Raw genomic sequence first — 24,900 nt, 5'->3', positions numbered from 1 at the left:
AGCGCAACGAAAGGGGGCGCAGATGGCCTTGAAAGTTGCGATCCAGATGGACCCGATCGGCGCGGTCAACATTGACGCCGACAGCACCTTCCGCATTGCCCTTGAGGCACAAGAGCGCGGTCACACGCTGTTCTATTACACGCCCGGACGGTTGTCTTACCGTGAGGGGCGTGTTCTGGCGCGCGGTTGGCCGCTGACACTCCGGCGAGAGAAGGGCAATCACTTCACGCTGGGCGATGAGGTCGAGGTCGATCTGGCCGATTGCGATGTGGTCTGGCTCCGGCAGGATCCGCCCTTCGACATGGGTTATATCACGACGACCCACATTCTTGACCGCATCCATCCGCAGACACTGGTGGTGAACGATCCGTTCTGGGTTCGGAACTATCCCGAGAAGCTTCTGGTCCTGAATTTCCCCGACCTGACACCGCCCACCTTGATCGCGCGTGATCTGAACACCCTCCGTGATTTCAAGGCGCAGCATGGCGACATCATCCTGAAGCCGCTTTACGGCAATGGCGGCGCGGGTGTGTTCCGGCTTGACCCGAATGATCGCAACCTTGCCTCGCTGCATGAGCTGTTCATCGGCATCAACAATGAACCGCTGATCGCGCAAAAATACATTCCGGCGGTCAGCAAGGGCGACAAGCGGATCATTCTGGTGAATGGCGAGCCGGTCGGCGCGATCAACCGCGTGCCCGCAAAGGGCGAAACGCGATCCAACATGCATGTCGGCGGTCGGCCCGAAAAGATTGGCCTGACCGCGCGCGACCGTGAAATCTGTGCGGCAATCGGCCCGCTTTTGCGCGAGAAGGGGCAGATTTTCGTGGGGATCGATGTGATCGGCGATTGGCTGACCGAGATCAACGTGACCTCACCCACCGGCATTCAGGAGCTGGAGCGTTTTGACGGCGTCAATGTCGCAGAAAAGATCTGGCAGGTGATTGAGGCCAAGCGCGCCTGATCACTGCCCGGCCCGCAGGCTGAGGCGGTAGGCGACGGCCTCGGCCACATGCGGCGCGCGGACGGTTTCCGCGCCGTCCAGATCGGCGATGGTGCGCGCGACGCGCAGCACCCGGTGATAGCCGCGTGCGGACAGGCCGAACCGTTCGGCCACCCGGCTCAGCATGGCCCGGCCCTCGGCGTCGGGGGTGGCAATCTGTTCCAGCACGCTGCCTTCGGCCTCGGCGTTGACGCGGATGCCGGGCAGATTGGCAAAGCGTTCTGCCTGCCGGGTGCGGGCCGCCTGGACGCGGGCGGCGACGGTGGTGGAATCCTCGCCCGTTGCAGGCAGGTCCAGGTCGGCGTAGGCTACGGGCGGCACCTCGATGCGCAGGTCGAAGCGGTCCATCAGCGGCCCCGAAATGCGCCCCAGATAGTCTTCGCCGCAGGCCGGCACCCGCGCACAGGCGCGCGAGGCATCCCCCAGATAGCCGCATTTGCACGGGTTTGCCGCGGCCACCAGCAGGAAGCGGCAGGGGTAGCGCACATGGGCATTCGCGCGGGCGACGACGACCTCGCCGGTTTCGATCGGTTGGCGCAGGGTTTCCAGCACGGCGCGCGGGAATTCGGGAAATTCGTCCATGAACAGAACGCCGTTATGGGCCAGGCTGATCTCGCCCGGTTTGGCGCCGCGGCCACCGCCGACGATCGCAGCCATCGAGGCGGTGTGATGGGGTTCGCAGAACGGGCGGGACCGAGAGATCCCGCCTTCGCGGATCAGACCCGACAGCGACTGGATCATCGAGGTTTCCAGCGCCTCGGCGGGGGACAGCGGGGGCAGGATGCCGGGCAGGCGGGCGGCAAGCATGGATTTGCCCGACCCCGGCGCGCCGACCATCAGCAGGTGGTGGCGCCCTGCCGCGGCGATTTCCAGCGCGCGTTTGGCTTTTTCCTGGCCCTTTACATCGCGCAGGTCGCGGGCGGCGGCGGCGGCGGTCACTTCGCCCGGACGGGCGGCGGGCAGGGGGGATTGGCCGGTGAAATGCCGGATCGCCTCGGTCAGCGAGGCTGGCGCATGGACCGTGACGGCGCCGACCCATGCGGCCTCGGCGCCGCAGGCGGCCGGGCAGATCAGGCTGCGGTCTTCCTCGGCGGCGGCCATGGCGGCGGGCAGGGCACCCGCGACCGCCACCAGCCGTCCGTCGAGTGACAACTCGCCTATGGCGACGCTGGCCTCGACCTCTTCCTTGGGCAGGATGTCGATCGCCGCCAGCAGCGCCAGCGCGATCGGCAAGTCGAAATGCGACCCTTCTTTCGGCAGATCGGCGGGCGACAGGTTGATGGTGATTTTCTTGGACGGCAGCGCGATGGAAAGCGCGGCCAGGGCGGCGCGGACGCGTTCGCGCGCCTCGGATACGGCCTTGTCGGGCAGGCCGACGATGGCAAAACCCGGCATTCCGGGGGCCAGCGCGCATTGCACCTCGACCAGCCGGGCCTCTATGCCTTCGAAGGCCACCGTATAGGCCCGTGCCACCATCCCAGCCTCCTGTCTTCGGATCAGGCATAGGGGAAGATTGGTTGATGAATGGTTAATGACGCAGCCCTGGTGCAGCGGGTAACACGCACCCCTAGCGGCAGATTCGTCCCCACCCGAACGGGGGCAGGGCCTGCACCCTGCCAATTCCACATTTGAAATCGAACTTTTCCGTGAGCCCGGGGTGATCCGCAAGACTCCCCCCGCCGTATCAGGCATAGTGTTTGAAGAAGAGCACGCCAACAGCAAGGGCAATGGCCTGGGAGACTGCAGATGGCACTCGACGGAATGACGGATGAAACCCTGCCACGCCGCGCGATGCGGGCAGAGCTTCTGGATGCGGAAACGGAAATCGAACTTGCCCGCGCCTGGCGTGACCGGCGCGACGTAGCGGCGATGCAGCGGCTGGTGTCGGCCTATATGCGGCTGGCGATTTCGATGGCGTCGAAATTCCGCCGCTATGGCGCGCCGATGAATGACCTGATCCAGGAAGCAAGCCTGGGTCTGCTGAAGGCCGCCGACAAGTTCGACCCCGACCGGGGCGTGCGGTTTTCCACCTACGCGGTCTGGTGGATCAAGGCCAGCATCCAGGATTTCGTGATGCGCAACTGGTCGATGGTGCGCACCGGATCGACATCGTCGCAAAAGGCCTTGTTCTTCAACCTGCGCCGGGTGCAGGCCCAGCTGGAACGCGAGGCCGAGGCCGAGGGGGTGACGCTGGATGGCGCGCAGTTGCGTCAGCGCGTCGCCGAGACGATCGGCGTGCCGCTGGCCGATGTCGAGATGATGGAGGGCCGGCTGGCCGGGTCGGATTTCTCGCTGAACGCCACGCAATCCTCGGATGAAGAGGGGCGCGAATGGATCGAGGCGCTGGAAGATGATGGCGCACGGGCCGAGGACACGGTTGCCGAAACCCATGACATGGCGTTGATGCGCGACTGGCTGGGCGAGGCGATGGGCCGGCTGACCCCGCGGGAACGCTTTATCGTGACCGAACGGCGCCTGCGCGATGACCCCCGCACGCTGGAATCGCTGGGCGAGGAATTGGGCCTGTCCAAGGAACGCATCCGCCAGCTTGAGGTTCAGGCCTTCACCAAGATGCGCAAAAGCCTTGAAACTCATGGCAGCGCGGTGCAGCACTTCTTTTCATGAAAGCGTTTCTTGCATCTTGGCTGTTTTGCGCCGCCGTTCCTGTGTCCGCCGCCCAGATCGGACCGCAGGATCTGGGCAATCTGCGCGCCGATATCGTGGTTCTGGGCGAGGTTCACGACAACCCCACCCATCACGTGAACCAAGCGGCGGCCCTTGCCGCGCTGGCCCCCCGCGCCATCGTCTTTGAGATGCTCAGCCCCGAACAGGCGGCCCGCGTGACGCCGGATCTGCGCGCCGATGCGGCGGGCTTGGGCGCGGTGCTGGACTGGAACGCATCCGGCTGGCCGGATTTCGTGATGTATGCGCCTTTGTTCACCGCCGCCCCCCAGGCCGCGATCTATGGCGCCGCCCTGCCGCGCGATGAGGTGCGCCGCGCCATGGCCGATGGCGCCGCGGCGGTCTTTGGCCCGGACGCCCCCGCCTTTGGCCTGGATCAGGCCCTGCCAACGGACGAACAGGCCGCGCAAGAGGCCGAACAGATGGCCGCCCATTGCGATGCCTTGCCAGCCGACATGCTGCCCGGCATGGTGGCCGCGCAGCGGCTGCGCGATGCCGCCTTTGCGCGCACCGCGATCCAGGCGCTGGAACAGACCGGCGGTCCGGTGGCGGTGATTACCGGGTCGGGTCATGCGCGCACCGATCGCGGCGTTCCGGCGATGATCGCGCGCGCCGCACCGCAGGTTTCCGTTCTGTCGCTGGGTCAGCTTGAGGCCCCGGCGGACGGGCCGCAGCCCTTCGATCTGTGGATCGTGACCGAGCCCACCCCGCGCGAAGACCCCTGCGCGGCACTGCGCTAACTTGCGCCGGGCGGTGCCGGGGCCTAAAGCTTGTGGCGCAAGGCGTAGGAGGCGGGGATGCTGGCGGGCAAGAAGATACTCCTGATCATCGGTGGCGGCATTGCGGCCTACAAGGTGCTGGATCTGATCCGGCGGCTGCGCGATGCGGGGGCGGGTGTCGTGCCGGTGCTGACCCGCGCGGCCGAGGAATTCGTGACCCCGCTAAGCGTTTCGGCCCTAGCCGGGGAAAAGGTGCATCGGGACCTGTTCGACCTGACGTCAGAGGCCGAGATGGGCCATATCCAGCTTAGCCGTAGCGCCGATCTGGTGGTGGTGGCGCCGGCCACCGCCGACCTGATGGGCAAGATGGCGGCGGGGCTTGCCAATGATCTTGCCTCGACGCTGCTGATGGCCACGGACAAGCCGGTGCTGCTGGCGCCTGCGATGAATGTGCGGATGTGGACCCATCCCGCGACCCGGCGCAACCTGGCCACCTTGCAGGGCGACGGGATCAGGATCGTGGGCCCGGATGATGGCGCGATGGCCTGTGGCGAATTCGGCCCCGGCCGCATGGCCGAGCCCGATGCGATCCGTGCTGCGATCGGTGCGGCGCTGGGCGATGGTCCGCTGGCGGGTCGGCATGTGCTGGTGACCTCGGGGCCGACGCATGAACCCATTGATCCGGTGCGCTATATAGCCAACCGATCCTCGGGGGCGCAGGGAACGGCGCTGGCTGCGGCGCTGCGCGATCTGGGCGCGCGGGTGACTTTTGTCACCGGCCCCGCCACCGTGCCCCCGCCGCCGGGCGTGGATGTGGTGCGCGTGGAAACCGCGCAGCAGATGCTGGCGGCCGTGCAGGCCGCGTTGCCCGCCGATGCGGCGGTCTTTGCCGCCGCCGTGGCGGATTGGCGCGTGGCCAATGCCGCCGGGCAGAAGATGAAAAAGGACGGTTCCGGCAAGGCGCCGGCGCTGGAATTCGCGGAAAACCCCGACATTCTGGCAACGATCAGCCAGATGGACGCGGGGCGGCCCGGGCTGGTGGTGGGCTTTGCCGCCGAAACCCATGACGTGCTGGCCCATGCCACCGCGAAACGCGTGCGCAAGGGCTGTGACTGGATCGTGGCCAATGACGTCAGCCCCGACACGGGGATCATGGGTGGGGCGGAAAATGCGGTGACGCTGATCTATGCCGATGGGTCGGAAAGCTGGCCGCGCATGGCCAAGGACGATGTCGCCCGCCGTCTTGCCGCACGCATCGCCGAGGCGCTGGCGGATCGCTAGGGCCAGGGGCGTGACGGGACAGCGGATCACCGTGAAAGGGGCAGATGTGACGGTTGTGAAGATCATGCGCGAGGATTGGGCCGATCCGGCCATCGCCCTGCCCACCTATGAAACGGCGGGCGCGGCAGGGGCCGACCTGCGCGCCAACCTGCGCCCCGAGGATCGGGCGGTCGGGATTGTTCTGGCGCCGATGGCCCGCGCGCTTGTGCCCACCGGGCTGCGGGTGGAAATCCCCGAAGGGTTTGAGATGCAGATCCGCCCGCGCTCGGGGCTGGCGTTCAAGCACGGCATCGGGCTGACCAACAGCCCCGGCACGATCGACGCCGATTATCGCGGGCCGGTGGGGGTGCTTTTGATCAACCTTGGGGCCGAGCCCTTTGTCGTGGCCCATGGCGATCGTATCGCACAGGCGGTGATCGCGCCGGTGGTGCAGGCGCGCTTTGAACTGGCCGGGGATCTGGCACCGACCGCCCGGGGCGCGGGCGGCTTTGGTTCGACGGGGACGGCATGATCGGGCTTTTGGGATTTGCGGCGATCTGGGCGCTGGCCGTCTGGAAACGGCCGCCGCGCTGGCAGCCTTGGGCCCTGGCCGGGGTCTGGTGGCTGGCGATCCTGTGGGCCCATGCGCCCTGGGTCGGATCGCCCCCCCTTGCCCGGCTGACCGGGGGGGAATTCCGCGCCTGGCTGGTCTTTGGCGTGATCCTTGCGGTGGTGGGGCTTTATCGGCTTGTCCTGGCGGCGGTGAAGGCGCGTGCGCGTCCCGCGGCGCCCCAGGTTGCCGCCGCGCCCAAGGCTTCCTTTTCCGCCGCGGAACTGGACCGCTATGCCCGCCACATCATGCTGCGTGAAATCGGCGGGCCGGGGCAAAAACGGCTGAAGGGGGCAAAGGTTCTGGTGGTGGGCGCGGGGGGGCTTGGCTCGCCGGTGCTGCTGTATCTGGCGGCGGCGGGCGTTGGCACGGTGGGCGTGATCGATGACGACGTGGTGTCCAATTCCAACCTGCAGCGGCAGGTGATCCATACCGATGCGCGCATCGGCATGCCCAAGGTCTTTTCCGCCGAACTGCAGATGAAGGCGCTTAATCCTTATATCGAGGTGCGCCCCTACAACCGCCGCCTGTCCGAGGCCGATGCGCCGGCCCTGTTTGCCGAATATGACCTGATCCTGGACGGGACCGACAATTTCGCGACCCGCTATATGGTGAATGCGGCGGCGGTGGCGGCTGGCAAGCCGCTGATCGCGGGCGCCATCGCGCAATGGGAAGGGCAGTTGTCGGTCTATGACCCGGCGCGCGGCGCGCCCTGTTTCGCCTGTGTCTTCCCCGAGGCCCCGGCCCCCGGCCTTGCGCCGTCGTGTGCCGAGGCCGGCGTGGTGGGCGCGTTGCCCGGCGTGGTCGGCGCGATGATGGCGACCGAGGCGATCAAGGAAATCACCGGCGCGGGCCAGGGGCTGCGCGGGCGGCTGCTGATACACGATGCGCTATGGGGTGAAAGCCGCCAGATCGCGGTGAAGCCGCGCCCCGATTGTGCCGTTTGCGGTGCCAAGAGCTGACAGGCCAGACTGGCACGAGAGGAGAGTGCGATGACCAATCCCCTGCTGCAAGACTGGACCGGGCCCTTTGGCCTGCCGCCATTCGCGGCCCTGTCGGATGACCATTTCGGCCCAGCCTTTGATGCAGGGCTGGCCGAGGCGCGCGCGGCGATTGCCGCGATTGCCGATAACCCCGATCCGCCCAGCTTTGCCAATACCATCGCCGCGCTGGAACTGGCCGAGGCGACCTTGGACCGGGTGGCGGGGGTGTTTTACAACCTTGCCGGGGCCGACAGCACCCCCGCGCGTGAGGCCTTGATGCGCGAGCTGGCGCCAAAGATGGCGGCCTTTTCGTCCGAGGTGACGATGAACCGCGCGCTTTTCGCCCGGATCGAGGCGCTTTGGACCGACCGCGACACCCTTGCCCTGCCGCCCGAAGAGGCGCGGGTGCTGGACCTTTACCGCCAGATGTTCATCCGCGCAGGCGCCGCGCTGGAAGGGGCGGCGGCGGAACGGATGGCTGCGATCAAGGAACGGCTGGCGGTTTTGTCCACGGCCTTCACCCAAAATCTGCTGGCCGATGAACGGGGCTGGTTCCGGCCGCTGGCGGAAGAAGACCTGACAGGCCTGCCCGATTTCGTGGTTGATGCCGCCCGCGCGGCGGGGGCGGAACGGGGCGCGCCAGGGCCGGTGCTGACGCTGAACCGGTCATTGATCGTGCCGTTTTTGCAGTTTTCCCCCGCCGCGACCTGCGCCATATCGCCTGTGCGGCTTGGGCCGCGCGCGGGGCCAATGGCGGGGACACCGACAATCGCGCGCTTGCAGCCGAAATCCTGGCGCTGCGGGCGGAACGCGCGCAACTGCTGGGCTATGACAGTTTTGCCGCCTTCAAGTTGGAACCGGAAATGGCCGGCGGGCCCGACCGGGTGCGGGAACTGCTGATGCAGGTGTGGGAACCGGCCCGCGCCAAGGCGCTGGCAGATGCGCAGGTGTTGACGCGGATGCTGAATGCCGATGGCATCAATGGCGCGCTGGAACCCTGGGACTGGCGCTATTACGCGGAAAAGCGGCGCAAGGCCGAACATGATCTGGATGAGACCGCGTTGAAGCCCTACCTGTCGCTGGACGCGATGCTGGGCGCGATGTTCGATGTGGCCAACCGGCTGTTCGGGCTGGAATTCCGCCCGATCGAGGGGCCGTTCTACCACCCCGATGTCCGCGGGTGGGAGGTGACCCGTCAGGGCCGGCACATGGCGGTGTTCCTGGGCGACTATTTTGCGCGCGCGTCGAAACGGTCGGGCGCGTGGTGTTCGGCGATGCGCGCGCAGCGCAAGCTGGGGGGCGAGGTGCGCCCCATCGTCGTCAATGTGTGCAACTTCGCCAAGGGCGCGCCCACGCTGCTAAGCCATGATGACGCGCGCACCCTGTTCCACGAATTCGGCCATGCGCTGCATCAGATGCTGTCGGATGTGACCTATCCGCTGATCTCGGGCACGTCGGTCGCGCGCGATTTCGTGGAACTGCCCAGCCAGCTTTATGAACACTGGCTGGATGTGCCCGCGGTGCTGGACCGTCACGCCCGCCACTGGCAGACCGGCGCGCCGATGCCCGTCGATCTGCGCGACCGGCTTCTGGCGGCGGCGACCTATGACCAGGGCTTTGCCACGGTGGAATATGTCGCCTCGGCGCTGGTTGATCTGGCCTTCCATGAAGGTGCGCCGCCCGCCGATCCCATCGCCCGCGAGGCCGAGGTGCTGGCCGAAATCGGCATGCCCCATGCCATTGCGATGCGCCATGCCACACCGCATTTCGCCCATGTCTTTGCGGGCGATGGCTATTCGGCGGGCTATTACAGCTACATGTGGTCCGAGGTGATGGATGCCGATGCCTTCGCCGCCTTTGAGGAAGCGGGCGATGTGTTCGACCCGTCCACCGCCGAACGTCTGGAGCGGTTCATCCTGTCGGCGGGCGGATCGCGCCCTGCGGAAGAACTTTACACCGCGTTCCGCGGCCGGATGCCGGGGGTTGAGGCGCTGTTGAAAGGGCGCGGCCTGCAGGACGTCGCCTGATCCGGCGGTCAGCCTTCGCCCCAGACATCCTTGTGGATGATGACATCGGCCTGCGGATAGGCCTGCATGATCGCGCGGCGCAGCCCGGCACCGATGGCATGGGCCGCGCGCAGGCTTTGATCGCCGTCCAGTTCGATGTGCAGGTTCACAAAAACCCGCGATCCGGCGGTGCGGGTCTTGAGATCGTGGAACCCATGCACACCGGGCCAGCTGGCGGCGATTGCGGCGATGCCTTCGATGATCTCGGGCGGTGCGGCGCGGTCCATCAGCGCGTGCCAGGCGCCCAGCCCGATCACGATGGCCCCGCGCCCCATCATGGCGGCGGCGATAAGGGCGATGATGCTGTCAGCGCCCGACAGGCCAAAGCGGCTGGACAGCCACAGCGCAAGGATCGCGCCCAGTGTCGGCCCCAGATCGCCCACATAATGCATCATGTCGGCCGCCACGACCCGGTTGCCGGTGCGGCGCGCCACCCTGCGCTGCCACAGCACCAGACCGGCGGTCAGCAGCGCCGATGCCACCATCACCGCGATGCCCGGGCCTTCGGCGGCCAGCGGGGGCGTCGTGTCGGCCAGCAGGCGCTGCGTCGCCACCCAGGCAATGGCCCCGGCCGAGGCCAGAACGAACAGCGCCTGACCCAGCGACACCAGATCTTCGGCCGAGGTATGGCCGAAGGCGTGATCTTCGTCCGCCGGGCGCTGGGCATACAGGATGGCGGTCAGCCCCGCCCCAGAGATAAGCAGATCCATCGCGCTGTCGGCCAGCGATGCCGCGATCGACAGCGACCCGGTCTGCGCCAGGGCCCAAAGCTTCATCGCCACCAGAATGCCCGCCACCCCGACAGAGGCGATGCCTGCGGAACGGTTCAGCCGGTTCTGGTCGGTCTGGGATAGCATCGCGGTCTCGGGGTTGCCTGATCGCGGGCGGTGCTATCCTGAAATCGCGGGTCAGTCACGCAATTCTTCCGCGCCCACGCCCCAGATCTGCGCCTTCTGCACCCAGCCCTTTTCACCCTCGGCGGTGATCCGGCACCAGTCGCGCAGGCATTCGCCCAGCCGCGCGATCGCGCCCGCCTCGGCCACGGCCGCAACGCCGGCGGCAGGATCGGGGCGCATCTTCAGCTCGGTCATGTCGTCCTGAATGATGACGCTGCGCACCCCCGACAGAAGCGAATAATGCACCCAGCCGCCCGCGCCATCGCGGTCCTCGACCCGGCGCCAATGGCCGAATTCCGCCGTTACCCGCAGCGGCATGCCGTTGTGACGAAACACCCAGTCGATTCGATGCGACAGCGACGGGCCACGGCGGGCATTGCCCTCGGACCCTTTCAGCGAAACGAATCGCGGCAGCGGCAGGTTGGTCACGGGCCCGCGCGCGGGCTGGGTGTTGACGGCCACCTTTTCGGGCGGGGCATCGGTGTCCTGCGCGTGCAGCGCGGCACCGGCCAGCGCCCCTGCGGTGGCCAGCGCCACCCCGATGATTGCCGAACGCAGTTTCATGCCTTGTCCCATCATTTCCGCTTCGTTCCGTCGGCGGCGCAATAAAATTGCGCTGTCAGTTGGAATAACGCGTTTTGTGCCCGTTCGGGGCCTTGTCCCCCGGCCCGTTGCGCGTCACTTTGCACCCAGAAGAAGGCGTTTGGAAGAGAGGAGACCCCCGCCATGCCCGCACCGCGCCTGAGTGTTGTCGTGACGCGACGGTTGCCCGAGGTCGTCGAGACCCGGATGAAGGAATTGTTCGACGTCGAGTTGAACGAAACCGATCGGCGGATGACCCGTGAGGAACTGGTCACGGCCATGCAGCGTGCCGATGTGCTGGTGCCCTGCGTGACCGATTCGATCGAGGCCAACATGCTGGCGGCAGCGGGCGACAAGCTGAAGCTGATCGCCAATTACGGCGCGGGTATCGATCACATCGACGTGGCCACGGCCCGTCAGCGGGGGATTTTGGTGGCCAACACCCCCGGCGTGGTGACCGAAGACACCGCCGACATGGCGATGGCGCTGATTCTGGGCGTGATCCGGCGCATCCCCGAAGGCATGTCGGTGATGCAGGCGGGCGAATGGCGTGGCTGGTCGCCCACCGCCTTCCTGGGTGGCCGGGTCGGCGGCAAGCGGCTGGGCATTCTGGGCATGGGGCGCATCGGGCAGGCGCTGGCGCGGCGGGCGCGCGCCTTCGGGATGCAGATCCACTATCACAACCGCAAGCGCCTGCGCCCCGAGATCGAGCAGGAACTTGAGGCGACCTGGTGGGAAAGTCTGGACCAGATGGTCAGCCGGATGGATGTGGTGTCGGTCAACTGCCCGCATACGCCATCGACCTTCCACCTGCTGAACGCACGGCGGCTGAAGCTGATGAAGCCCTCGGCGGTGATCGTGAACACCTCACGCGGGGAGGTGATCGACGAAAACGCCCTGACGCGGATGCTGCGCGCGGGCGAAATTGCCGGGGCGGGGCTGGATGTGTTCGAACACGGCGCCGAGATCAACCCGCGGCTGCGCGAACTGCCTAATGTGGTGTTGCTGCCGCATATGGGATCGGCCACGATCGAGGGGCGGGTCGAGATGGGCGAGAAGGTCATCATCAACATCAAGACCTTCGCCGATGGGCACCGGCCGCCGGATCTGGTGGTTCCGGGGATGCTGTAAGCCAAAGGCCCGGCGCATGACGCCGGGCCTTGTTCTTGATATATTCCCCCGGATCAGCGGGTCAATTCGGGCATCTGCTTCAGCTGGTCTTCGCTGGCGGCAACGATCAGGCGGGGATCATCCGCATCCGGCTGCGCGACCGTGACCATGTCGGGGCTAAGGGCCACCGACTTGCTGCCAAGGCCCAGGAAGCCGCCCACATCCACGATCACATGGGTGATCGAATCGTCTTGGCCCAGGACCAGGTCGCTGACCTCACCGATCTTTTCGTCATTGGCACCATGCACCGGGGCGCCGGTCAGCTGTTCCGCGGTCAGACCGTCGAAATTTTGCGCGGTCGCGACGGGCGCGGGGTCGGCCTCGGCCTGCGGGGTGGCTGCGGTTTCGGCGCCCTCAAGCTGATAGGTCGGCGCGGTCTCAACCGCCTGTTTGGTGCCGCGGACAACGATGAAATAATCATCCGGGTTATCGCCATCCTGCACCATGGTCAGGCCGGACATGTTCACCGCAACCGTCTTTTCGCCGATGCCAAGGAAGCCGCCGACATCGACCAGAACGGCCTCGACATCACCGGCGCGGCTGATCACCACATCGCCGATTTCACCGATGTCGTTCCATTCGGCGGCGGCATCGTTGATCGGCGTCGGGTCGATGTCGGCTTCGGACACATAGACGCGCTTGCCGATGAAGTCCGAGGCCAGAACCGCCTGATCCACCACGGGCACAAAGATTTCGGCCGTCACGTCCACTTGGGCGGCAGCGGGTGCACCCGTCTGCTCGGCCGCCATGTGGGTATCGGCCAGGGCGGGGGCCGCGGCAAACAGGCCAAGCGCGGTGGTGACAAGAAGCTTTTTCATGGGTCAGTCTCCCTTTTCAGAACATTCCGGGGCGTTGCGATCCGTCGGGTCGCGTCCCGATTGCGGGGTAGAAACGGCAGGCCCGGGGCCGGGGTTCCCGGGTTTATTTTTGCCCGCGCGCGGAACCCCGGCGCGGGCTTTGCGTTGCCCGCGCCCGCGCATGTCGCTTTTGGCTGGCAAAGGTCGGGCGGGATGGCCCGCGCGGCGACAGGTCTGGCAGAACGGGACAAAGACCCAAGGGAATCGCCCATGAAAACCCATGTCCAAGCCCTGGTCGTCGGCGGCGGTGCCGTCGGCTGTGCGATCGCCTATCATCTGGCCAAGGCGGGCTGGGACACGATGCTGGTGGAACGCGATGAGCTGACATCCGGGTCGACCTGGCATGCCGCGGGCCTGCTGCCGCTGTTCAACATGGGCTATGCGACCACCCACATCCACAAATACTCGGTCGATTTCTACAAGGGGCTGGAGGCCGAGACAGGGCTGAACGCGGGCTTCGCGGTTGTGGGCAACCTGCGCATGGCGCAGACCCAGGACCGCATGGATGAATACATGCTGTATTCAACCGTGGCCGAAACCGCCGGTGTCCATCACGAATTTCTGACGCCCGCGCAGATCCGGGACCGCTGGCCGCTGGTGCGGACCGAGGATCTGAAGGGCGCGCTGTTTCACCCGCAGGACGGCTATATCAACCCCGCCGATGTGACCCAGGCCATGGCCAAGGGCGCGCGGATGCGCGGGGTGGCGATCCTGCGCAAGATGCAGGTGAACGGCTATCGCTGGACGGGCAGCGAATGGATCGTGACGCTGGAACAGATGGTGGAACGGGGCGGCAATCTTGTCGGCTCGGGCGAGATGGTGGAAGTGCGCGCCGAACATGTCGTCACCGCCACCGGCAATCATGCGCAGCGCACCGCCCGGCTGCTGGGGATCAAGATCCCCGCGATTCCGGTGGAACATCAGTATATCGTGACCGAACCCGACCCGGCGCTGGCCGCCTGGCGGGCCGCCGGCAACCCTGAACATCCCGTGCTGCGTGATGCCGATGCGAAATGGTACGTGCGCGAAGAACGCGGCGGCTGGATCCTGGGCCCCTATGAACGCGGGGCGCCGGCACGGTTCCTGTATGACGTGCCGCAATCCTTCCGCGCGGATCTGTTCCCGCTGGATCTGGACCGGATCGAGGCGGAATATTTGTCGATGATCCACCGCATCCCCTCGTCGGAAAGCGTGGGGCTGAAGGACGATTTCAACGGTCCGATCTGTTATACGCCCGATGGCAACCCGCTGGTTGGCCCCGCGCCGGGGCTGTGCAACATGTGGCTGGCAGAGGGGTTCAGCTTTGGCATCACCGCGGCGGGCGGCACCGGCCATTACCTTGCGCAACTGATGACCGAGGGCGAGGCCGAGATCGACATGGCCAGCCTTGATCCGCGCCGCTACGGCCCCTGGATGACCACCGAATATGCCGCGCGCAAGAATGAGGAATGTTACGAACATGTCTTCATCCTGCACCACCCCGATGAGGAACGCGAAGCCTGTCGCCCGCTGCGCACCGCGCCGAACTATGACCGCCAGATCGCGCTGGGCGCGCAGATGGGGCAGGTCAACGGATGGGAACGGCCGAATTACTATGCCCCCGGCGTGGCGTCCGATTTCGACCACAACGGCCGCAGCTTCCGGCGCGGCAGCTGGTGGCCCTATGCCGAGGCCGAGGCGCGGGTGATCCGCGAAACCGCGGGCCTGATCGACGCGACCGCCTTTACCAAGCATCTGCTGCGCGGCCCCGGCGCGACGGCCTTCCTGGACTGGTTCACTACCAACAGGCTGCCCAAGGTGGGCCGCATCAACCTGACCTATGCGCTGACGCCCGCAGGCACCACGCGAACCGAATATACCATCGTCAGATTATCGGAAAATGAATATTACCTGATCTCGGCCGGGGCCTGGTCTGCCTATGATGGCTCCTATCTGCGCCAATGCGCCGAAGATAAAATGTCCGATTTCGGCTATATCGAGATCCACGATGTCACCACCCAATGGGGCGTTTTTGCGCTGGCGGGGCCCAAGTCTCGCGCCATCCTGCGCGAAATCGTCAAGGATGCTGATCCCGACACGGTTCTGGGCAACGCGCGCTTCCCCTGGCTTTCCTGGCGCAACATCGAACTGGGCATGTGCCCGGTGCGTGCGCTGCGCGTGGCCTATACCGGCGAACTGGGGTGGGAACTGCACCATCCGATCGAGATAGGCCGCTATCTGTGGGATCAGCTGCTGGCCGCCGGGGCGAAACATGGGATGAAGCTGGTCGGCGCGCGGGCGCAGAACTGGCTGCGGCAAGAAAAATCCTACCGCGCGTTCGGCAACGAACTGGGCCGCGATGCCACGCCGCTGGAAGGCGGGCTGGACCGCTTCGTGGATCTGTCGAAGCCGTTTCTGGGCAAGCAGGCGATGCTGGACAAAGGCCTGCGTTCGAAATGCGTGACCCTGCTGATCGATGGGCCGGATGACACCGACCCCTGGGGCAAGGAGGCGATCCTGCTGGACGGGGAAAAGGTCGGCCGGCTGACATCCGGCGGCTGGTCGGTGGTCTTTGGCAAGCAGATCGGCATGGGCTATGTGCGCCCCGATCTGGCCGGGGTGGGGCAGCGGCTGAAGGTGCGGATGCTGCGCCAGCAATGGGATGCGGTGGTGGTTGAGGATAGCCCCCATGACCCGCAGAACCTGCGCATCCGCACCGATGGCTGACCCTTCGCAGCGAGGCGGGAAATATTCCGGGATTTGAATGGGATTTGACGCAGGTCAAGGTCGCGTGAATGTTGCCGTGCGACCTGAACCCGACAGCCGGAACAGGAGATTTTCATGAGCTACAAGGCAAAGATGGACGAAATGCGCGGCGAGCTGCGGGCGCTGAACAAGACCGCACCGGCGGCGATGCAGGGCTTTGGCACGCTGTCGAAGGCGGTCAAGGAAAACGGGGTCCTGTCGCTGAAGGAAAAGGAATTCGTGGCGCTGGGCATGTCGGTGGTGCTGCGCTGTGAGCCTTGCATCATGTTCCATGTCGAGGCGCTGATGAAAGCGGGCGGCACCCGCGAAGAGCTGGCCGATGTGCTGGCCATGGCGGTGCAGATGGCCGGGGGGCCGGGCATGATGTATGCGGGCCACGCCCTAGGCTGCTGGGACGAACTGGCCGCGCAGCAGGGCTGACGCCTGCGAAATGCAAAGGCCCGCGCGGGTGGCGCGGGCCTTTTGATGTGTGGGGGCTGCCTGGATCAGGCCTGCAGCGGGCGCACGCTGATATCCCCTTCGCCGCGCGACTTCATCGCCGCGACCGCCGCGATGCTGGCCGCGGCCGTGGTGAAATAGGGGATCTTGTCGTAAAGCGCGACGGCGCGGATTTCGCGGCTGTCGGACACGGCCTGGCTGCCCTCGGTCGTGTTCATGACCAGTTGGATATCGCCGTTCTTCAGCCGGTCCACGATGTTCGGGCGGCCTTCGTAGACCTTGTTGACCAGCTCTGCCTCAACCCCGTTTTCCTTCAGCCACAGCGCGGTGCCGCGGGTGGCGACCAGCGAAAAGCCCATCGCGATCAGGTCGCGCGCGGCCTGCGCCAGATCGGCGGTCTTGTCGGCATCCTTGATCGACAGGAACACGCGGCCCTCTTCGGGCAGGTGGGTGCCGGCCCCAAGCTGCGCCTTCAGGAAGGCGCGCGGGAAGTTGCGGTCCCAGCCCATCACCTCGCCGGTGGAACGCATTTCCGGGCCCAGCAGCGTATCGACGCCGGGGAAGCGGGCAAAGGGCAGCACGGCCTCTTTCACCGAATACCAAGGCGTGTTCGGATCGGCCAGCGTCAGCGGATCGGCGAAGGGCAGGGGGGTTTCGGGGCCCACGCCCTCGGGATAGGCGGCGCGCATCGGGAAATTCGCCATCGGCTCGCCCGCCATCAGCCGCGCCGCGATTGACGCGATGGCGCTGTCGGTCGCCTTGGCGACGAACGGCACCGTACGCGAGGCGCGGGGGTTGACCTCCAGCACATAGATCACGCCGTCCTTGATCGCGAACTGCACGTTCATCAGGCCGACGACGTTCAGGCCAAGGGCCAGTTTGACGGTCTGTTCCTTCAGCTCGGCCACGGTTTCGGGCGAGAGGCTGTAGGGCGGCAGCGAGCAGGCGGAATCGCCCGAATGGACGCCCGCTTCCTCGATATGCTGCATGATGCCCGCGACATGCACGGTCTTGCCGTCGGACAGGGCGTCCACGTCCACCTCGATCGCGCCGGATAGGTAGCTGTCCAGAAGCACCGGGCTGTCGCCCGACACATGCACGGCGGTCGCGATGTAGCGCTTCAGATGGTCCATGTCGCGCACGATTTCCATCGCGCGGCCGCCCAGAACGTAGGAGGGGCGGATCACCAGAGGGAAGCCGACCTTGTAGGCGATTTCAATGGCCTGCGCCTCGGACGAGGCGATGCCGTTCACCGGCTGCTTCAGGCCCAGATCATGCAGCAGGTGCTGGAACCGTTCACGGTCTTCGGCAAGGTCGATGGCGTCGGGCGTGGTGCCCAGGATCGGGATGCCCTCGGCCTCCAGCGCATTGGCCAGTTTCAGCGGGGTCTGGCCGCCGAACTGCACGATCACCCCGTGCAGCGTGCCGTTTTCCTGCTCCACGCGCAGGATTTCCAGCACATGTTCCAGCGTCAGCGGCTCGAAATACAGCCGGTCCGACGTGTCGTAGTCGGTCGACACGGTCTCCGGGTTGCAGTTGACCATGATCGTTTCGTAGACGACCTTGGTCAGCGCGAAACAGGCGTGGCAGCAGCAATAGTCGAATTCAATCCCCTGACCGATCCGGTTCGGGCCACCGCCCAGGATCACCACCTTCTTGCGATCCGAGGGGCGGGCCTCACATTCCACGTCGCCCATCGCGGGGGCCTCATAGGTGGAATACATATAGGGGGTCTGGGCCTCGAACTCGGCGGCGCAGGTGTCGATGCGCTTGAACACGGCCTTGACGCCAAGGTTGCGGCGGGCGCGGCGGATGTTGGCCTCATCCCGACCGGTCAGCTTGGCCAGACGGGCATCGGTGAAGCCCATCATCTTCAGGTCGCGCAGGCCCTTTTCAGTGACCGGCAGGCCGGTGCGGCGGATCTCGACCTCGGTTTCCACGATTTCGCGGATCCGGGCCAGGAACCAGGGGTCGAAGGCGGTGGCGTGCTGGATTTCCTCGTCGGTCAGGCCTTCACGCATGGCTTGGGCGATCAGGCGCATCCGGTCCGGGGTCTGCCCCGAGATCGCCTTGATGACGGCGGCCTTGTCGGGCGCGCCGGGGATTTCGATTTCGTCAAAGCCGGTCAGGCCGGTTTCCATCGAGGCCAGCGCCTTTTGCACCGATTCGTGGAAGGTGCGGCCAATCGCCATCGCCTCGCCCACCGATTTCATTGCGGTGGTCAGTTCGGCCTTGGACCCGGGGAATTTCTCAAAGGCAAAGCGCGGGATCTTGGTCACGACATAGTCGATGGTGGGTTCGAACGACGCGGGCGTAACCTTGGTGATGTCGTTGTCCAACTCGTCCAGCGTGTAGCCTACGGCCAGTTTTGCCGCGATCTTGGCGATCGGGAAGCCGGTGGCCTTGGATGCCAGCGCCGAGGACCGCGACACGCGGGGGTTCATCTCGATCACGACCATGCGGCCGTCTTTCGGGTTGATCGCCCATTGCACGTTCGACCCGCCGGTTTCCACGCCGATTTCACGCAGCACGGCGATGCTGCCGTTGCGCATGATCTGGTATTCCTTGTCGGTCAGCGTCAGCGCCGGGGCCACGGTGATCGAATCGCCCGTGTGCACGCCCATGGGGTCGATGTTCTCGATCGAGCAGACGATGATCGCGTTGTCCGCCTTGTCGCGGACGACCTCCATTTCGTACTCTTTCCAACCCAGCAGCGATTCATCGACCAGGATCTGCGCCACCGGCGAGGCATCAAGCCCCGAGCGGCAGATCGCCTCATAGTCGTCGCGGTTGTAGGCCACGCCGCCGCCGGTGCCGCCCAGCGTGAAGGCGGGGCGAATGATCGCGGGCAGGCCGACGTCGTCGATCGCGCGCATCGCCTCGGCGACGCCGGCGTTGATGTCATATTTGCCGTTGGGCAGTTTCGGGGCGGCAATGATCGTGGCGCGCGGGTTTTCCAGGCCGATGCGGTCCATCGCCTCGCGGAACAACTTGCGATCTTCTGCCATTTCGATGGCGTCGCGATTGGCGCCGATCAGTTCAACATTGTACTTTTCCAACACACCCATGTCGGCCAGCGCCAATGAGGTGTTCAGGCCGGTCTGCCCGCCCATCGTCGGCAGCAGCGCGTCGGGGCGTTCCTTTTCGATGATCTTGGCGACGACCTCGGGGGTGATCGGCTCGATATAGGTGGCGTCGGCCATTTCTGGATCGGTCATGATCGTGGCCGGGTTCGAGTTGACCAGGATGACCCGGTAGCCTTCCTCGCGCAGCGCCTTGCAGGCCTGGGCGCCGGAATAGTCGAATTCGCAGGCCTGCCCGATGACGATGGGCCCCGCGCCGATGATGAGAATGGACTTGATATCGGTTCTCTTCGGCATGTCTTTCCCCTTTGTCATCCCGGCGGCGCGCAAATTGACGGCGTTATAGTCCTGCAAAGCCTGCGCGCAAGCCCTCGATTGCGTCAACTGCCTGTGCGGCCCGGGCAGGGGGCACATTCGGCGGCGCGGATGCACGATCGCTTGACTTCGGCGCGGCCAGAAGGTTGAACGCGCGGATATGAATCCAGCCCGGGACAAGGGGAGAACCATGCACGCCTATCGCAGCCATACCTGTGCGGACCTTAACAAGGACCATGCAGGCCAGAACGTCCGGCTTTCGGGCTGGGTGCACCGGGTGCGCGATCACGGGGGCGTGCTGTTCATCGACCTGCGCGACCATTACGGTATCACGCAGGTGCTGTGCGATGGCGACAGCCCCGCCTTTGCCGCGCTAGAAAGTGTTCGCGCGGAATGGGTGATCCGCATCGACGGCACGGTCAAGCTGCGCGATGCCGGCTTGGTCAACCCCAAGATCCCGACCGGCGAGATCGAGGTTTACGTCCGCGAGGTCGAGGTTCTTGGCCCGGCCGAGGAACTGCCCCTGCCGGTATTCGGCGACCAGGACTACCCGGAAGAAACCCGCCTGACCTACCGTTTTCTGGACCTGCGGCGCGAAAGCCTGCACAACAACATGATGCTGCGGTCAAACGTGGTGCGGTCGATCCGCAACCGGATGTGGAACGCGGGCTTCAACGAATTCCAGACGCCGATCATCACCGCTTCGTCCCCCGAGGGCGCGCGCGACTTTCTGGTGCCCTCGCGCCTGCATCCGGGCAAGTTCTACGCGCTGCCCCAGGCGCCGCAGCAGTTCAAGCAGCTGATCATGGTCGCGGGCTTTGACCGCTATTTCCAGATCGCGCCCTGCTTCCGCGACGAAGACCCGCGCGCCGACCGCAGCCCGACCGACTTCTACCAGCTTGACGTCGAGATGAGCTTCGTCACCCAGGAGGATGTCTTTGCCGCCGTCCAGCCGGTGATCCAGGGCCTGTTTGAGGAATTCGGCAACGGCCGCCGCGTTGATCCCGACTGGCCGCGCATCGCCTACAAGGATTCGATGCTGTGGTATGGCAGCGACAAGCCCGACCTGCGCAACCCGATCAAGATGCAGATCGTGTCGGATCACTTCCGCGACTCGGGCTTTGCGATCTTTGCCAAACTGCTGGAAAATGAGGGCACCGAGATCCGCGCGATCCCCGCGCCGACTGGCGGCAGCCGCAAGTTCTGTGACCGGATGAACGCCTTCGCGCAACAGCAGGGCCTGCCGGGCATGGGGTATATCTTCTGGCGCAAGGGCGATGACGGCCAGATGGAGGCCGCGGGCCCCCTGGCCAAGAACATCGGCCCCGAACGGACCGAGGCGATCCGCCTGCAGCTTGGTCTGGGCGAGGGTGACGCGGCCTTCTTCCTGGGCGGTCGCCCCGAACAGTTCGAGGCCGTCGCCGGGCGCGCCCGCAATGAAATTGGCCGCGAACTGGGCCTGACCGAGGAAGGCGTGTTCAAATTCGCCTGGATCGTCGATTTCCCGATGTATGAAAAGGACGCGGAAACCGGCAAGATCGACTTCAGCCACAACCCCTTCTCGATGCCGCAGGGCGGGCTGGAGGCGCTGATGGGTGACCCGCTGAAGGTTCATGCCTATCAGTATGACCTGGCCTGCAACGGCTATGAACTGGTGTCGGGCGGCATCCGCAACCACAAGCCCGAAATCATGTTCAAGGCTTTCGAACTGGCCGGCTATGGCAAGGAAGAGGTCGAAAAGCGCTTTGGTGGTATGGTCAAGGCGTTCAAATATGGCGCCCCCCCGCACGGTGGCTGCGCCGCCGGTATCGACCGGATCGTGATGCTTCTGGCGGATGAGATGAACATCCGTGAAGTCATCATGTTCCCGATGAACCAGCGCGCCGAAGACCTGATGATGGCCGCGCCGTCGGAACCCACCAACGAACAGCTGCGCGAACTGCGGTTGCGGGTGATCCCGAAAGAGTGAACCTGGCGCGCACCGCCGCTGCCAGGGCAAAGGCGCGTCCGGCGGGCGCGCCTTTTGCATTGGCGGCCTTCAGAAGGTGGATCCCGCGGCAAGGCGTTGCTGCACCATTCCGGCAAGGCGCGAAACTGCAGCCTCTGACGGCGTTCCCGCGCGCCCCAGCGCGCTGGCCGCGCGTTCCAGCGCATCGTCATGAGCCGAGCGCGCCACCCCGGTCAGAAACTGCGCGACATACCCAAGTTCGCGTCGGTCCGGTGCATGGGCCAGCAGCTGCGCCATATGGATCAGATCGTCGCGCAGGGCCAGCGGGTCAGGCTCTACCCGCTCATCGCTCAGCGCGCGCAGTCCAAAGGGGCGCGATTCGCGCGGCAGGGCGGACAGGATTGCTTGCTGAAACAATGCCAGGCTTTCCACCGGCTTGGGCAGGAACCCATCCGCCCCCGCCTCCATCGCCTCATCCTCGGCATCGGGGTCGCCCGATGTGGCCAGCACCACCGGCAGCGGCGGCGCCATGTCGCGGATCACGCGGATCAGATCCGCCCCCGACCCATCCGGCAACCCCATGTCCACGACCACAACCCCGGGACGGTAGCACTGCAGATGCCGCGCGGCCGAACGCAGGCAATCCGCACGCCGGATTCGCGCCCCCGACCGCAGACACAACAGCCGCATCGCTTCCGAGGCATATCGGCTGTCTTCCACGACCAGCACCGTCAGCCCCAGCAGCGGGCGGTTGGCGGTGGCCACGCGGGTGGCAATGAAATCACTCAGATCGTCGCTCATCAGTGTCATCCTTGGCAGAGGAGAATCGCGTCCTGTTCCGACTAAACCCGGATTTGGCTAATGGCAGGTTAATCGGCGCCAGCCATGCTTCGCGCTTGCGCGCAGCCCCCCCCGCCCGCTAAACGCAGGCAAACCAGACCGGAGGCCCCCATGATCGGACGTTTGAACCATGTCGCCATCGCCGTGCCCGACCTGCAGGCGGCGGCGGCGCAATACCGCGACACGCTGGGCGCAAAGGTGGGCGCACCGCAGGACGAACCCGATCACGGGGTGACGGTGGTGTTCATCGAATTGCCCAACACCAAGATCGAGCTGCTCTACCCGCTGGGGGAAAATTCCCCGATCGCCGGTTTTCTTGAAAAGAACCCCGCCGGGGGCATTCACCACATCTGCTATGAGGTCGATGACATCCTTGCCGCGCGCGACCAGCTCAAGGCCGCCGGCGCCCGGGTGCTTGGGACGGGCGAGCCAAAGATCGGCGCGCATGGCAAGCCGGTCCTGTTCCTGCATCCCAAGGATTTTAACGGCTGCCTTGTCGAACTGGAGCAGGTCTGATGAACCTGACAGGCGGCATCGTCCTGTTCGCCGTGATCTGGTTCATGGTGTTCTTCATCGTGTTGCCGATCCGTTTCCGCAGCCAGGAAGAGGCCGGTGAGGTTGTTCCCGGCACACCGCCCTCGGCCCCAGCGGATGCCCAGATCGGAAAGAAGGCCAGGATCACCACGCTGATCGCGATCGTGCTTTGGGCGATCATCGCGACGATCATCCTGTCGGGCATGATCACGCTGCGCGACATCGATTGGTTCAATCAGCTGGGCTGAGGGCGCAAAGACCCGGACGCGCCGCAGGCGTCGGGCGTCGACTTGAGTATTTGGACCAAGAAGAAGCCCAACCTGCTTCTTCTTGGAAAAATACTCCACGGGGGTGCGGGGGTGTGAAACCCCCGCCCTTTCGGGGTCAGCTTGTGCCGCGAATGCGGTGGAACAGATGCGTGAAGGTAGCTGCGCCCAGAACCGGCACCAGAAGGTTCAACAAAGGAACCGACAGCGGCACCGCCATCAGCGCGCCGGCAATCCAGATCGTCGCCTTGTTTGCGCGATACAGCGCCAGCGCGTCGTCCCGTTCCATCCGCCGCAAGGCGGCCATGTGGAAATATTCCCGGCCCAGCAGATAGCCGTTCAACCCCAGAAACAGAACCGGCGCGAAGGGGATGACAAAGGGATAGATCAGAAGCGCCACGAGGTTCGCCCCAAGGATCACGCCAAGGAAGGCCATCGCATCGCGCATCGTCTCGGCAAGCGACAGGCGGCGAACCGGGGGCAGGCCGGGATAGTGGGCCGTTTCGACGACTTCGGCGACATCATCCAGAAACAGCCCGGTGAAGGCCGCAGCGACCGGCACCATCAGGAAGACAGACAGCACCAGCATCAGCCCCAGAGAGGCCCAGGATACGAGGGTATCCACCCATCCGATCTCGCCGATCCAGGGCAGCGTCATGGTGTCGGGCAGCACCAGCCCCAGAAACCAGGCGAAGGCCGCATAGACCGCGATCAGAAGCCCGGTCGCCAGGGCAACGCCCAGCCCCAGCACGCGTAGCGACCCCGGACGGATCAGATCGCCCCAGGCCGTGAAGAAAGCTGTCAGGATCATGCGTCGACCCAGGTCACGACCGAGGTCAGATCGGGGCGGGGGCGGTCTATGGGCTGCACGCTTGATGTGCCGATGTGGACAATGCCCGCCACGAATTCGCCCTCGGCCAGGTCAAGCCCTTGTCTACAGAAGGTCGGATCGTGCGACACCCAGCCGGTCACCCAGCCGGCCCCCCAACCTGACGCCAGCGCCGCATTGACCAGCGCAAGGCAGGCAGCCCCGGTCGACAGTACCTGCTCGATCGCCGGAATCTTCTCCGTGGCGCGCGGAACATGAACCACGACGACGGCAAGGGGGCTGGTCTCGAATTGCGCCGCGCCCTTGGCGACCACCTCTTCGGGCAGAGCCTGTTCCGCCCCGAGGCGGCGCACGGTGGCCGCAAGCCGCGCCAGCGCGGGACGTTCAAGCACGATGAACCGCCAGGGCGTCAGCATGCCATGGTCTGGAACGCGCGCGGCGGCCGTCAGGATCGGTTCCAACTGGGCGCGGGTCGGGACGGGGGCGGTCAAGGTCTTTGGCGAATGCGAGCGGCGCGTCAGCAGGAAGTCGAGAGTGGTCTGGGTCATGGGGCCTCCTTCGGTCTGGCTCCGATGTCGGGGTTTGCGGTGCGGAATGCAAGACAGTCCCCCGACATCCGCGTGCGCTTTGCGAGCGCTGGCACCAGGTGACGATTGCCTTTAGGGTTTTCGGCAGAGGAGTGGGCAATGGAAAATCTACGCCATCTTGTACGGTCCGGCGCCCAGATCGCCGTGCGGGTCACGCCGAAGGCGTCACGCAATGCCCTTGTGCCGACCGACGACGGCCTGCGGGCCTATGTCACGGTCGTGCCCGAGAATGGCAAGGCCAACGCCGCCGTGACGAAACTTCTTGCGAAATCTATGGGGATCCCCCCTTCGCGCCTGACGCTGATCCGTGGGGCGGGCGCACGCGACAAGCTGTTTCAGATCGACTGATCCGGGCTTCGGCTTTGTTGAAATATCCTGCGGGGGTCCGGGGGTGCAAAACCCCCGGCCTGTCCGCTTGGGCATGCGGCGGGGGGGGGGGGGGGGGGGCCCCCCCCACAAAGTAGTAAAGAGCACGAACCGGGCAACA

The 24,900-nt window shown here is 65.6% G+C and carries 21 protein-coding genes and 1 pseudogene; 14 read left to right on the top strand and 8 right to left on the bottom strand.

Features of this window, described 5'->3' with window-relative positions; all coding sequences use genetic code 11:
* Nucleotides 1–22: 22 nt before the first annotated feature.
* Nucleotides 23–964, top strand: coding sequence for a glutathione synthase (gene gshB / locus MXB90_RS05255; protein ID WP_250041988.1), 942 nt, complete (start codon nucleotides 23–25; stop codon nucleotides 962–964).
* Here gshB and MXB90_RS05250 read toward each other — a convergent pair whose 3' ends face one another.
* The gene (locus tag MXB90_RS05250) at nucleotides 965–2,479 is read right to left on the bottom strand and encodes a YifB family Mg chelatase-like AAA ATPase (protein ID WP_250041986.1); all 1,515 of its coding nucleotides are present in this window, start codon (nucleotides 2,477–2,479) and stop codon (nucleotides 965–967) included.
* Nucleotides 2,480–2,749: 270 nt separating this feature from the next.
* Here MXB90_RS05250 and MXB90_RS05245 point away from each other — a divergent pair, with 270 nt between their 5' ends.
* From MXB90_RS05245 to MXB90_RS05220, 6 genes and pseudogenes are all read left to right on the top strand, one after another.
* Entirely contained in the window at nucleotides 2,750–3,628 is an 879-nt protein-coding gene (locus MXB90_RS05245; RefSeq protein ID WP_250041977.1) for an RNA polymerase factor sigma-32, read from the top strand.
* Nucleotides 3,625–4,425, top strand: a complete 801-nt coding sequence (locus MXB90_RS05240) for a ChaN family lipoprotein (RefSeq protein WP_250041975.1) — start codon at nucleotides 3,625–3,627, stop codon at nucleotides 4,423–4,425. Before MXB90_RS05245 ends, MXB90_RS05240 begins: the two co-directional genes overlap by 4 nt.
* 57 nt (nucleotides 4,426–4,482) lie before the next feature.
* Entirely contained in the window at nucleotides 4,483–5,685 is a 1,203-nt protein-coding gene (gene coaBC / locus MXB90_RS05235; protein WP_250041973.1) for a bifunctional phosphopantothenoylcysteine decarboxylase/phosphopantothenate--cysteine ligase CoaBC, read from the top strand.
* A 64-nt stretch (nucleotides 5,686–5,749) separates the two neighbouring features.
* Complete coding sequence (gene dut, locus MXB90_RS05230) at nucleotides 5,750–6,196, top strand: dUTP diphosphatase (protein ID WP_250042346.1); 447 nt, start codon at nucleotides 5,750–5,752, stop codon at nucleotides 6,194–6,196.
* Complete coding sequence (locus tag MXB90_RS05225) at nucleotides 6,193–7,236, top strand: HesA/MoeB/ThiF family protein (protein WP_250041969.1); 1,044 nt, start codon at nucleotides 6,193–6,195, stop codon at nucleotides 7,234–7,236. The genes dut and MXB90_RS05225 overlap by 4 nt, the downstream gene beginning before the upstream one ends.
* 30 nt (nucleotides 7,237–7,266) lie before the next feature.
* Nucleotides 7,267–9,284: pseudogene (locus MXB90_RS05220) on the top strand (M3 family metallopeptidase).
* 8 nt (nucleotides 9,285–9,292) lie between these two features.
* Here the strand turns inward: MXB90_RS05220 and MXB90_RS05215 are convergent.
* Complete coding sequence (locus MXB90_RS05215) at nucleotides 9,293–10,180, bottom strand: cation diffusion facilitator family transporter (protein WP_250041966.1); 888 nt, start codon at nucleotides 10,178–10,180, stop codon at nucleotides 9,293–9,295.
* 51 nt (nucleotides 10,181–10,231) lie between these two features.
* Nucleotides 10,232–10,783, bottom strand: coding sequence for an SH3 domain-containing protein (locus MXB90_RS05210; protein WP_250041964.1), 552 nt, complete (start codon nucleotides 10,781–10,783; stop codon nucleotides 10,232–10,234).
* Between the two features lie 162 nt (nucleotides 10,784–10,945).
* Here MXB90_RS05210 and MXB90_RS05205 point away from each other — a divergent pair, with 162 nt between their 5' ends.
* Nucleotides 10,946–11,932 carry a 2-hydroxyacid dehydrogenase gene (locus MXB90_RS05205; protein ID WP_250041962.1) on the top strand — a complete coding sequence of 329 codons (987 nt, stop codon included), beginning with the start codon at nucleotides 10,946–10,948 and terminating at the stop codon, nucleotides 11,930–11,932.
* 53 nt (nucleotides 11,933–11,985) lie between these two features.
* Here MXB90_RS05205 and MXB90_RS05200 read toward each other — a convergent pair whose 3' ends face one another.
* Nucleotides 11,986–12,789: a PRC-barrel domain-containing protein gene (locus MXB90_RS05200; protein ID WP_250041960.1), complete on the bottom strand. Its 804-nt coding sequence runs from the start codon at nucleotides 12,787–12,789 to the stop codon at nucleotides 11,986–11,988.
* A gap of 249 nt (nucleotides 12,790–13,038) precedes the next feature.
* Between MXB90_RS05200 and MXB90_RS05195 the strand changes: the two genes are divergently transcribed.
* Entirely contained in the window at nucleotides 13,039–15,534 is a 2,496-nt protein-coding gene (locus MXB90_RS05195) for a GcvT family protein (RefSeq protein WP_250041958.1), read from the top strand.
* Nucleotides 15,535–15,648: 114 nt separating this feature from the next.
* On the top strand, nucleotides 15,649–15,993 hold the full coding sequence (locus tag MXB90_RS05190; RefSeq protein ID WP_250041956.1) for a carboxymuconolactone decarboxylase family protein: 345 nt from the start codon (nucleotides 15,649–15,651) through the stop codon (nucleotides 15,991–15,993).
* Between the two features lie 65 nt (nucleotides 15,994–16,058).
* Here MXB90_RS05190 and carB read toward each other — a convergent pair whose 3' ends face one another.
* Nucleotides 16,059–19,391, bottom strand: a complete 3,333-nt coding sequence (carB, locus tag MXB90_RS05185) for a carbamoyl-phosphate synthase large subunit (RefSeq protein WP_250041953.1) — start codon at nucleotides 19,389–19,391, stop codon at nucleotides 16,059–16,061.
* 208 nt (nucleotides 19,392–19,599) lie between these two features.
* Here carB and aspS point away from each other — a divergent pair, with 208 nt between their 5' ends.
* Nucleotides 19,600–21,378 (top strand): aspartate--tRNA ligase, encoded by a 1,779-nt coding sequence (aspS, locus tag MXB90_RS05180; RefSeq protein ID WP_250041944.1) that lies wholly within the window; start codon nucleotides 19,600–19,602, stop codon nucleotides 21,376–21,378.
* Between the two features lie 69 nt (nucleotides 21,379–21,447).
* Here the strand turns inward: aspS and MXB90_RS05175 are convergent, their stop codons facing one another.
* Nucleotides 21,448–22,158, bottom strand: a complete 711-nt coding sequence (locus MXB90_RS05175; RefSeq protein WP_250041942.1) for a response regulator — start codon at nucleotides 22,156–22,158, stop codon at nucleotides 21,448–21,450.
* A gap of 150 nt (nucleotides 22,159–22,308) precedes the next feature.
* Between MXB90_RS05175 and mce the strand changes: the two genes are divergently transcribed.
* Together mce and MXB90_RS05165 are read left to right on the top strand one after the other, a co-directional pair.
* Complete coding sequence (gene mce / locus MXB90_RS05170) at nucleotides 22,309–22,713, top strand: methylmalonyl-CoA epimerase (protein WP_250041940.1); 405 nt, start codon at nucleotides 22,309–22,311, stop codon at nucleotides 22,711–22,713.
* Nucleotides 22,713–22,979 (top strand): DUF1467 family protein, encoded by a 267-nt coding sequence (locus MXB90_RS05165; protein ID WP_250041938.1) that lies wholly within the window; start codon nucleotides 22,713–22,715, stop codon nucleotides 22,977–22,979. The genes mce and MXB90_RS05165 overlap by 1 nt, the downstream gene beginning before the upstream one ends.
* Nucleotides 22,980–23,115: 136 nt before the next feature.
* Here the strand turns inward: MXB90_RS05165 and MXB90_RS05160 are convergent, their stop codons facing one another.
* Entirely contained in the window at nucleotides 23,116–23,808 is a 693-nt protein-coding gene (locus MXB90_RS05160) for an EI24 domain-containing protein (RefSeq protein WP_250041936.1), read from the bottom strand.
* Nucleotides 23,805–24,374: a nitroreductase family protein gene (locus MXB90_RS05155; protein ID WP_250041934.1), complete on the bottom strand. Its 570-nt coding sequence runs from the start codon at nucleotides 24,372–24,374 to the stop codon at nucleotides 23,805–23,807. The genes MXB90_RS05160 and MXB90_RS05155 overlap by 4 nt, the downstream gene beginning before the upstream one ends.
* Nucleotides 24,375–24,512: 138 nt before the next feature.
* Between MXB90_RS05155 and MXB90_RS05150 the strand changes: the two genes are divergently transcribed.
* On the top strand, nucleotides 24,513–24,761 hold the full coding sequence (locus tag MXB90_RS05150; RefSeq protein WP_250041926.1) for a DUF167 domain-containing protein: 249 nt from the start codon (nucleotides 24,513–24,515) through the stop codon (nucleotides 24,759–24,761).
* The last annotated feature ends 139 nt before the right edge of the window (nucleotides 24,762–24,900 follow it).

Source organism: Phaeovulum molybdatiresistens (assembly GCF_023544865.1).
Lineage (GTDB): Bacteria > Pseudomonadota > Alphaproteobacteria > Rhodobacterales > Rhodobacteraceae > Pontitalea.
This window is presented reverse-complemented; position numbering and strand designations above follow the sequence as displayed.

Coding starts and splice junctions, on each gene's coding strand:
- gshB (WP_250041988.1), top strand. CDS start 23: ATGGCCTTGAAAGTTGCGATCCAGATGGACCCGATCGGCGCGGTCAAC.
- MXB90_RS05250 (WP_250041986.1), bottom strand. CDS start 2,479: ATGGTGGCACGGGCCTATACGGTGGCCTTCGAAGGCATAGAGGCCCGG.
- MXB90_RS05245 (WP_250041977.1), top strand. CDS start 2,750: ATGGCACTCGACGGAATGACGGATGAAACCCTGCCACGCCGCGCGATG.
- MXB90_RS05240 (WP_250041975.1), top strand. CDS start 3,625: ATGAAAGCGTTTCTTGCATCTTGGCTGTTTTGCGCCGCCGTTCCTGTG.
- coaBC (WP_250041973.1), top strand. CDS start 4,483: ATGCTGGCGGGCAAGAAGATACTCCTGATCATCGGTGGCGGCATTGCG.
- dut (WP_250042346.1), top strand. CDS start 5,750: ATGCGCGAGGATTGGGCCGATCCGGCCATCGCCCTGCCCACCTATGAA.
- MXB90_RS05225 (WP_250041969.1), top strand. CDS start 6,193: ATGATCGGGCTTTTGGGATTTGCGGCGATCTGGGCGCTGGCCGTCTGG.
- MXB90_RS05215 (WP_250041966.1), bottom strand. CDS start 10,180: ATGCTATCCCAGACCGACCAGAACCGGCTGAACCGTTCCGCAGGCATC.
- MXB90_RS05210 (WP_250041964.1), bottom strand. CDS start 10,783: ATGAAACTGCGTTCGGCAATCATCGGGGTGGCGCTGGCCACCGCAGGG.
- MXB90_RS05205 (WP_250041962.1), top strand. CDS start 10,946: ATGCCCGCACCGCGCCTGAGTGTTGTCGTGACGCGACGGTTGCCCGAG.
- MXB90_RS05200 (WP_250041960.1), bottom strand. CDS start 12,789: ATGAAAAAGCTTCTTGTCACCACCGCGCTTGGCCTGTTTGCCGCGGCC.
- MXB90_RS05195 (WP_250041958.1), top strand. CDS start 13,039: ATGAAAACCCATGTCCAAGCCCTGGTCGTCGGCGGCGGTGCCGTCGGC.
- MXB90_RS05190 (WP_250041956.1), top strand. CDS start 15,649: ATGAGCTACAAGGCAAAGATGGACGAAATGCGCGGCGAGCTGCGGGCG.
- carB (WP_250041953.1), bottom strand. CDS start 19,391: ATGCCGAAGAGAACCGATATCAAGTCCATTCTCATCATCGGCGCGGGG.
- aspS (WP_250041944.1), top strand. CDS start 19,600: ATGCACGCCTATCGCAGCCATACCTGTGCGGACCTTAACAAGGACCAT.
- MXB90_RS05175 (WP_250041942.1), bottom strand. CDS start 22,158: ATGAGCGACGATCTGAGTGATTTCATTGCCACCCGCGTGGCCACCGCC.
- mce (WP_250041940.1), top strand. CDS start 22,309: ATGATCGGACGTTTGAACCATGTCGCCATCGCCGTGCCCGACCTGCAG.
- MXB90_RS05165 (WP_250041938.1), top strand. CDS start 22,713: ATGAACCTGACAGGCGGCATCGTCCTGTTCGCCGTGATCTGGTTCATG.
- MXB90_RS05160 (WP_250041936.1), bottom strand. CDS start 23,808: ATGATCCTGACAGCTTTCTTCACGGCCTGGGGCGATCTGATCCGTCCG.
- MXB90_RS05155 (WP_250041934.1), bottom strand. CDS start 24,374: ATGACCCAGACCACTCTCGACTTCCTGCTGACGCGCCGCTCGCATTCG.
- MXB90_RS05150 (WP_250041926.1), top strand. CDS start 24,513: ATGGAAAATCTACGCCATCTTGTACGGTCCGGCGCCCAGATCGCCGTG.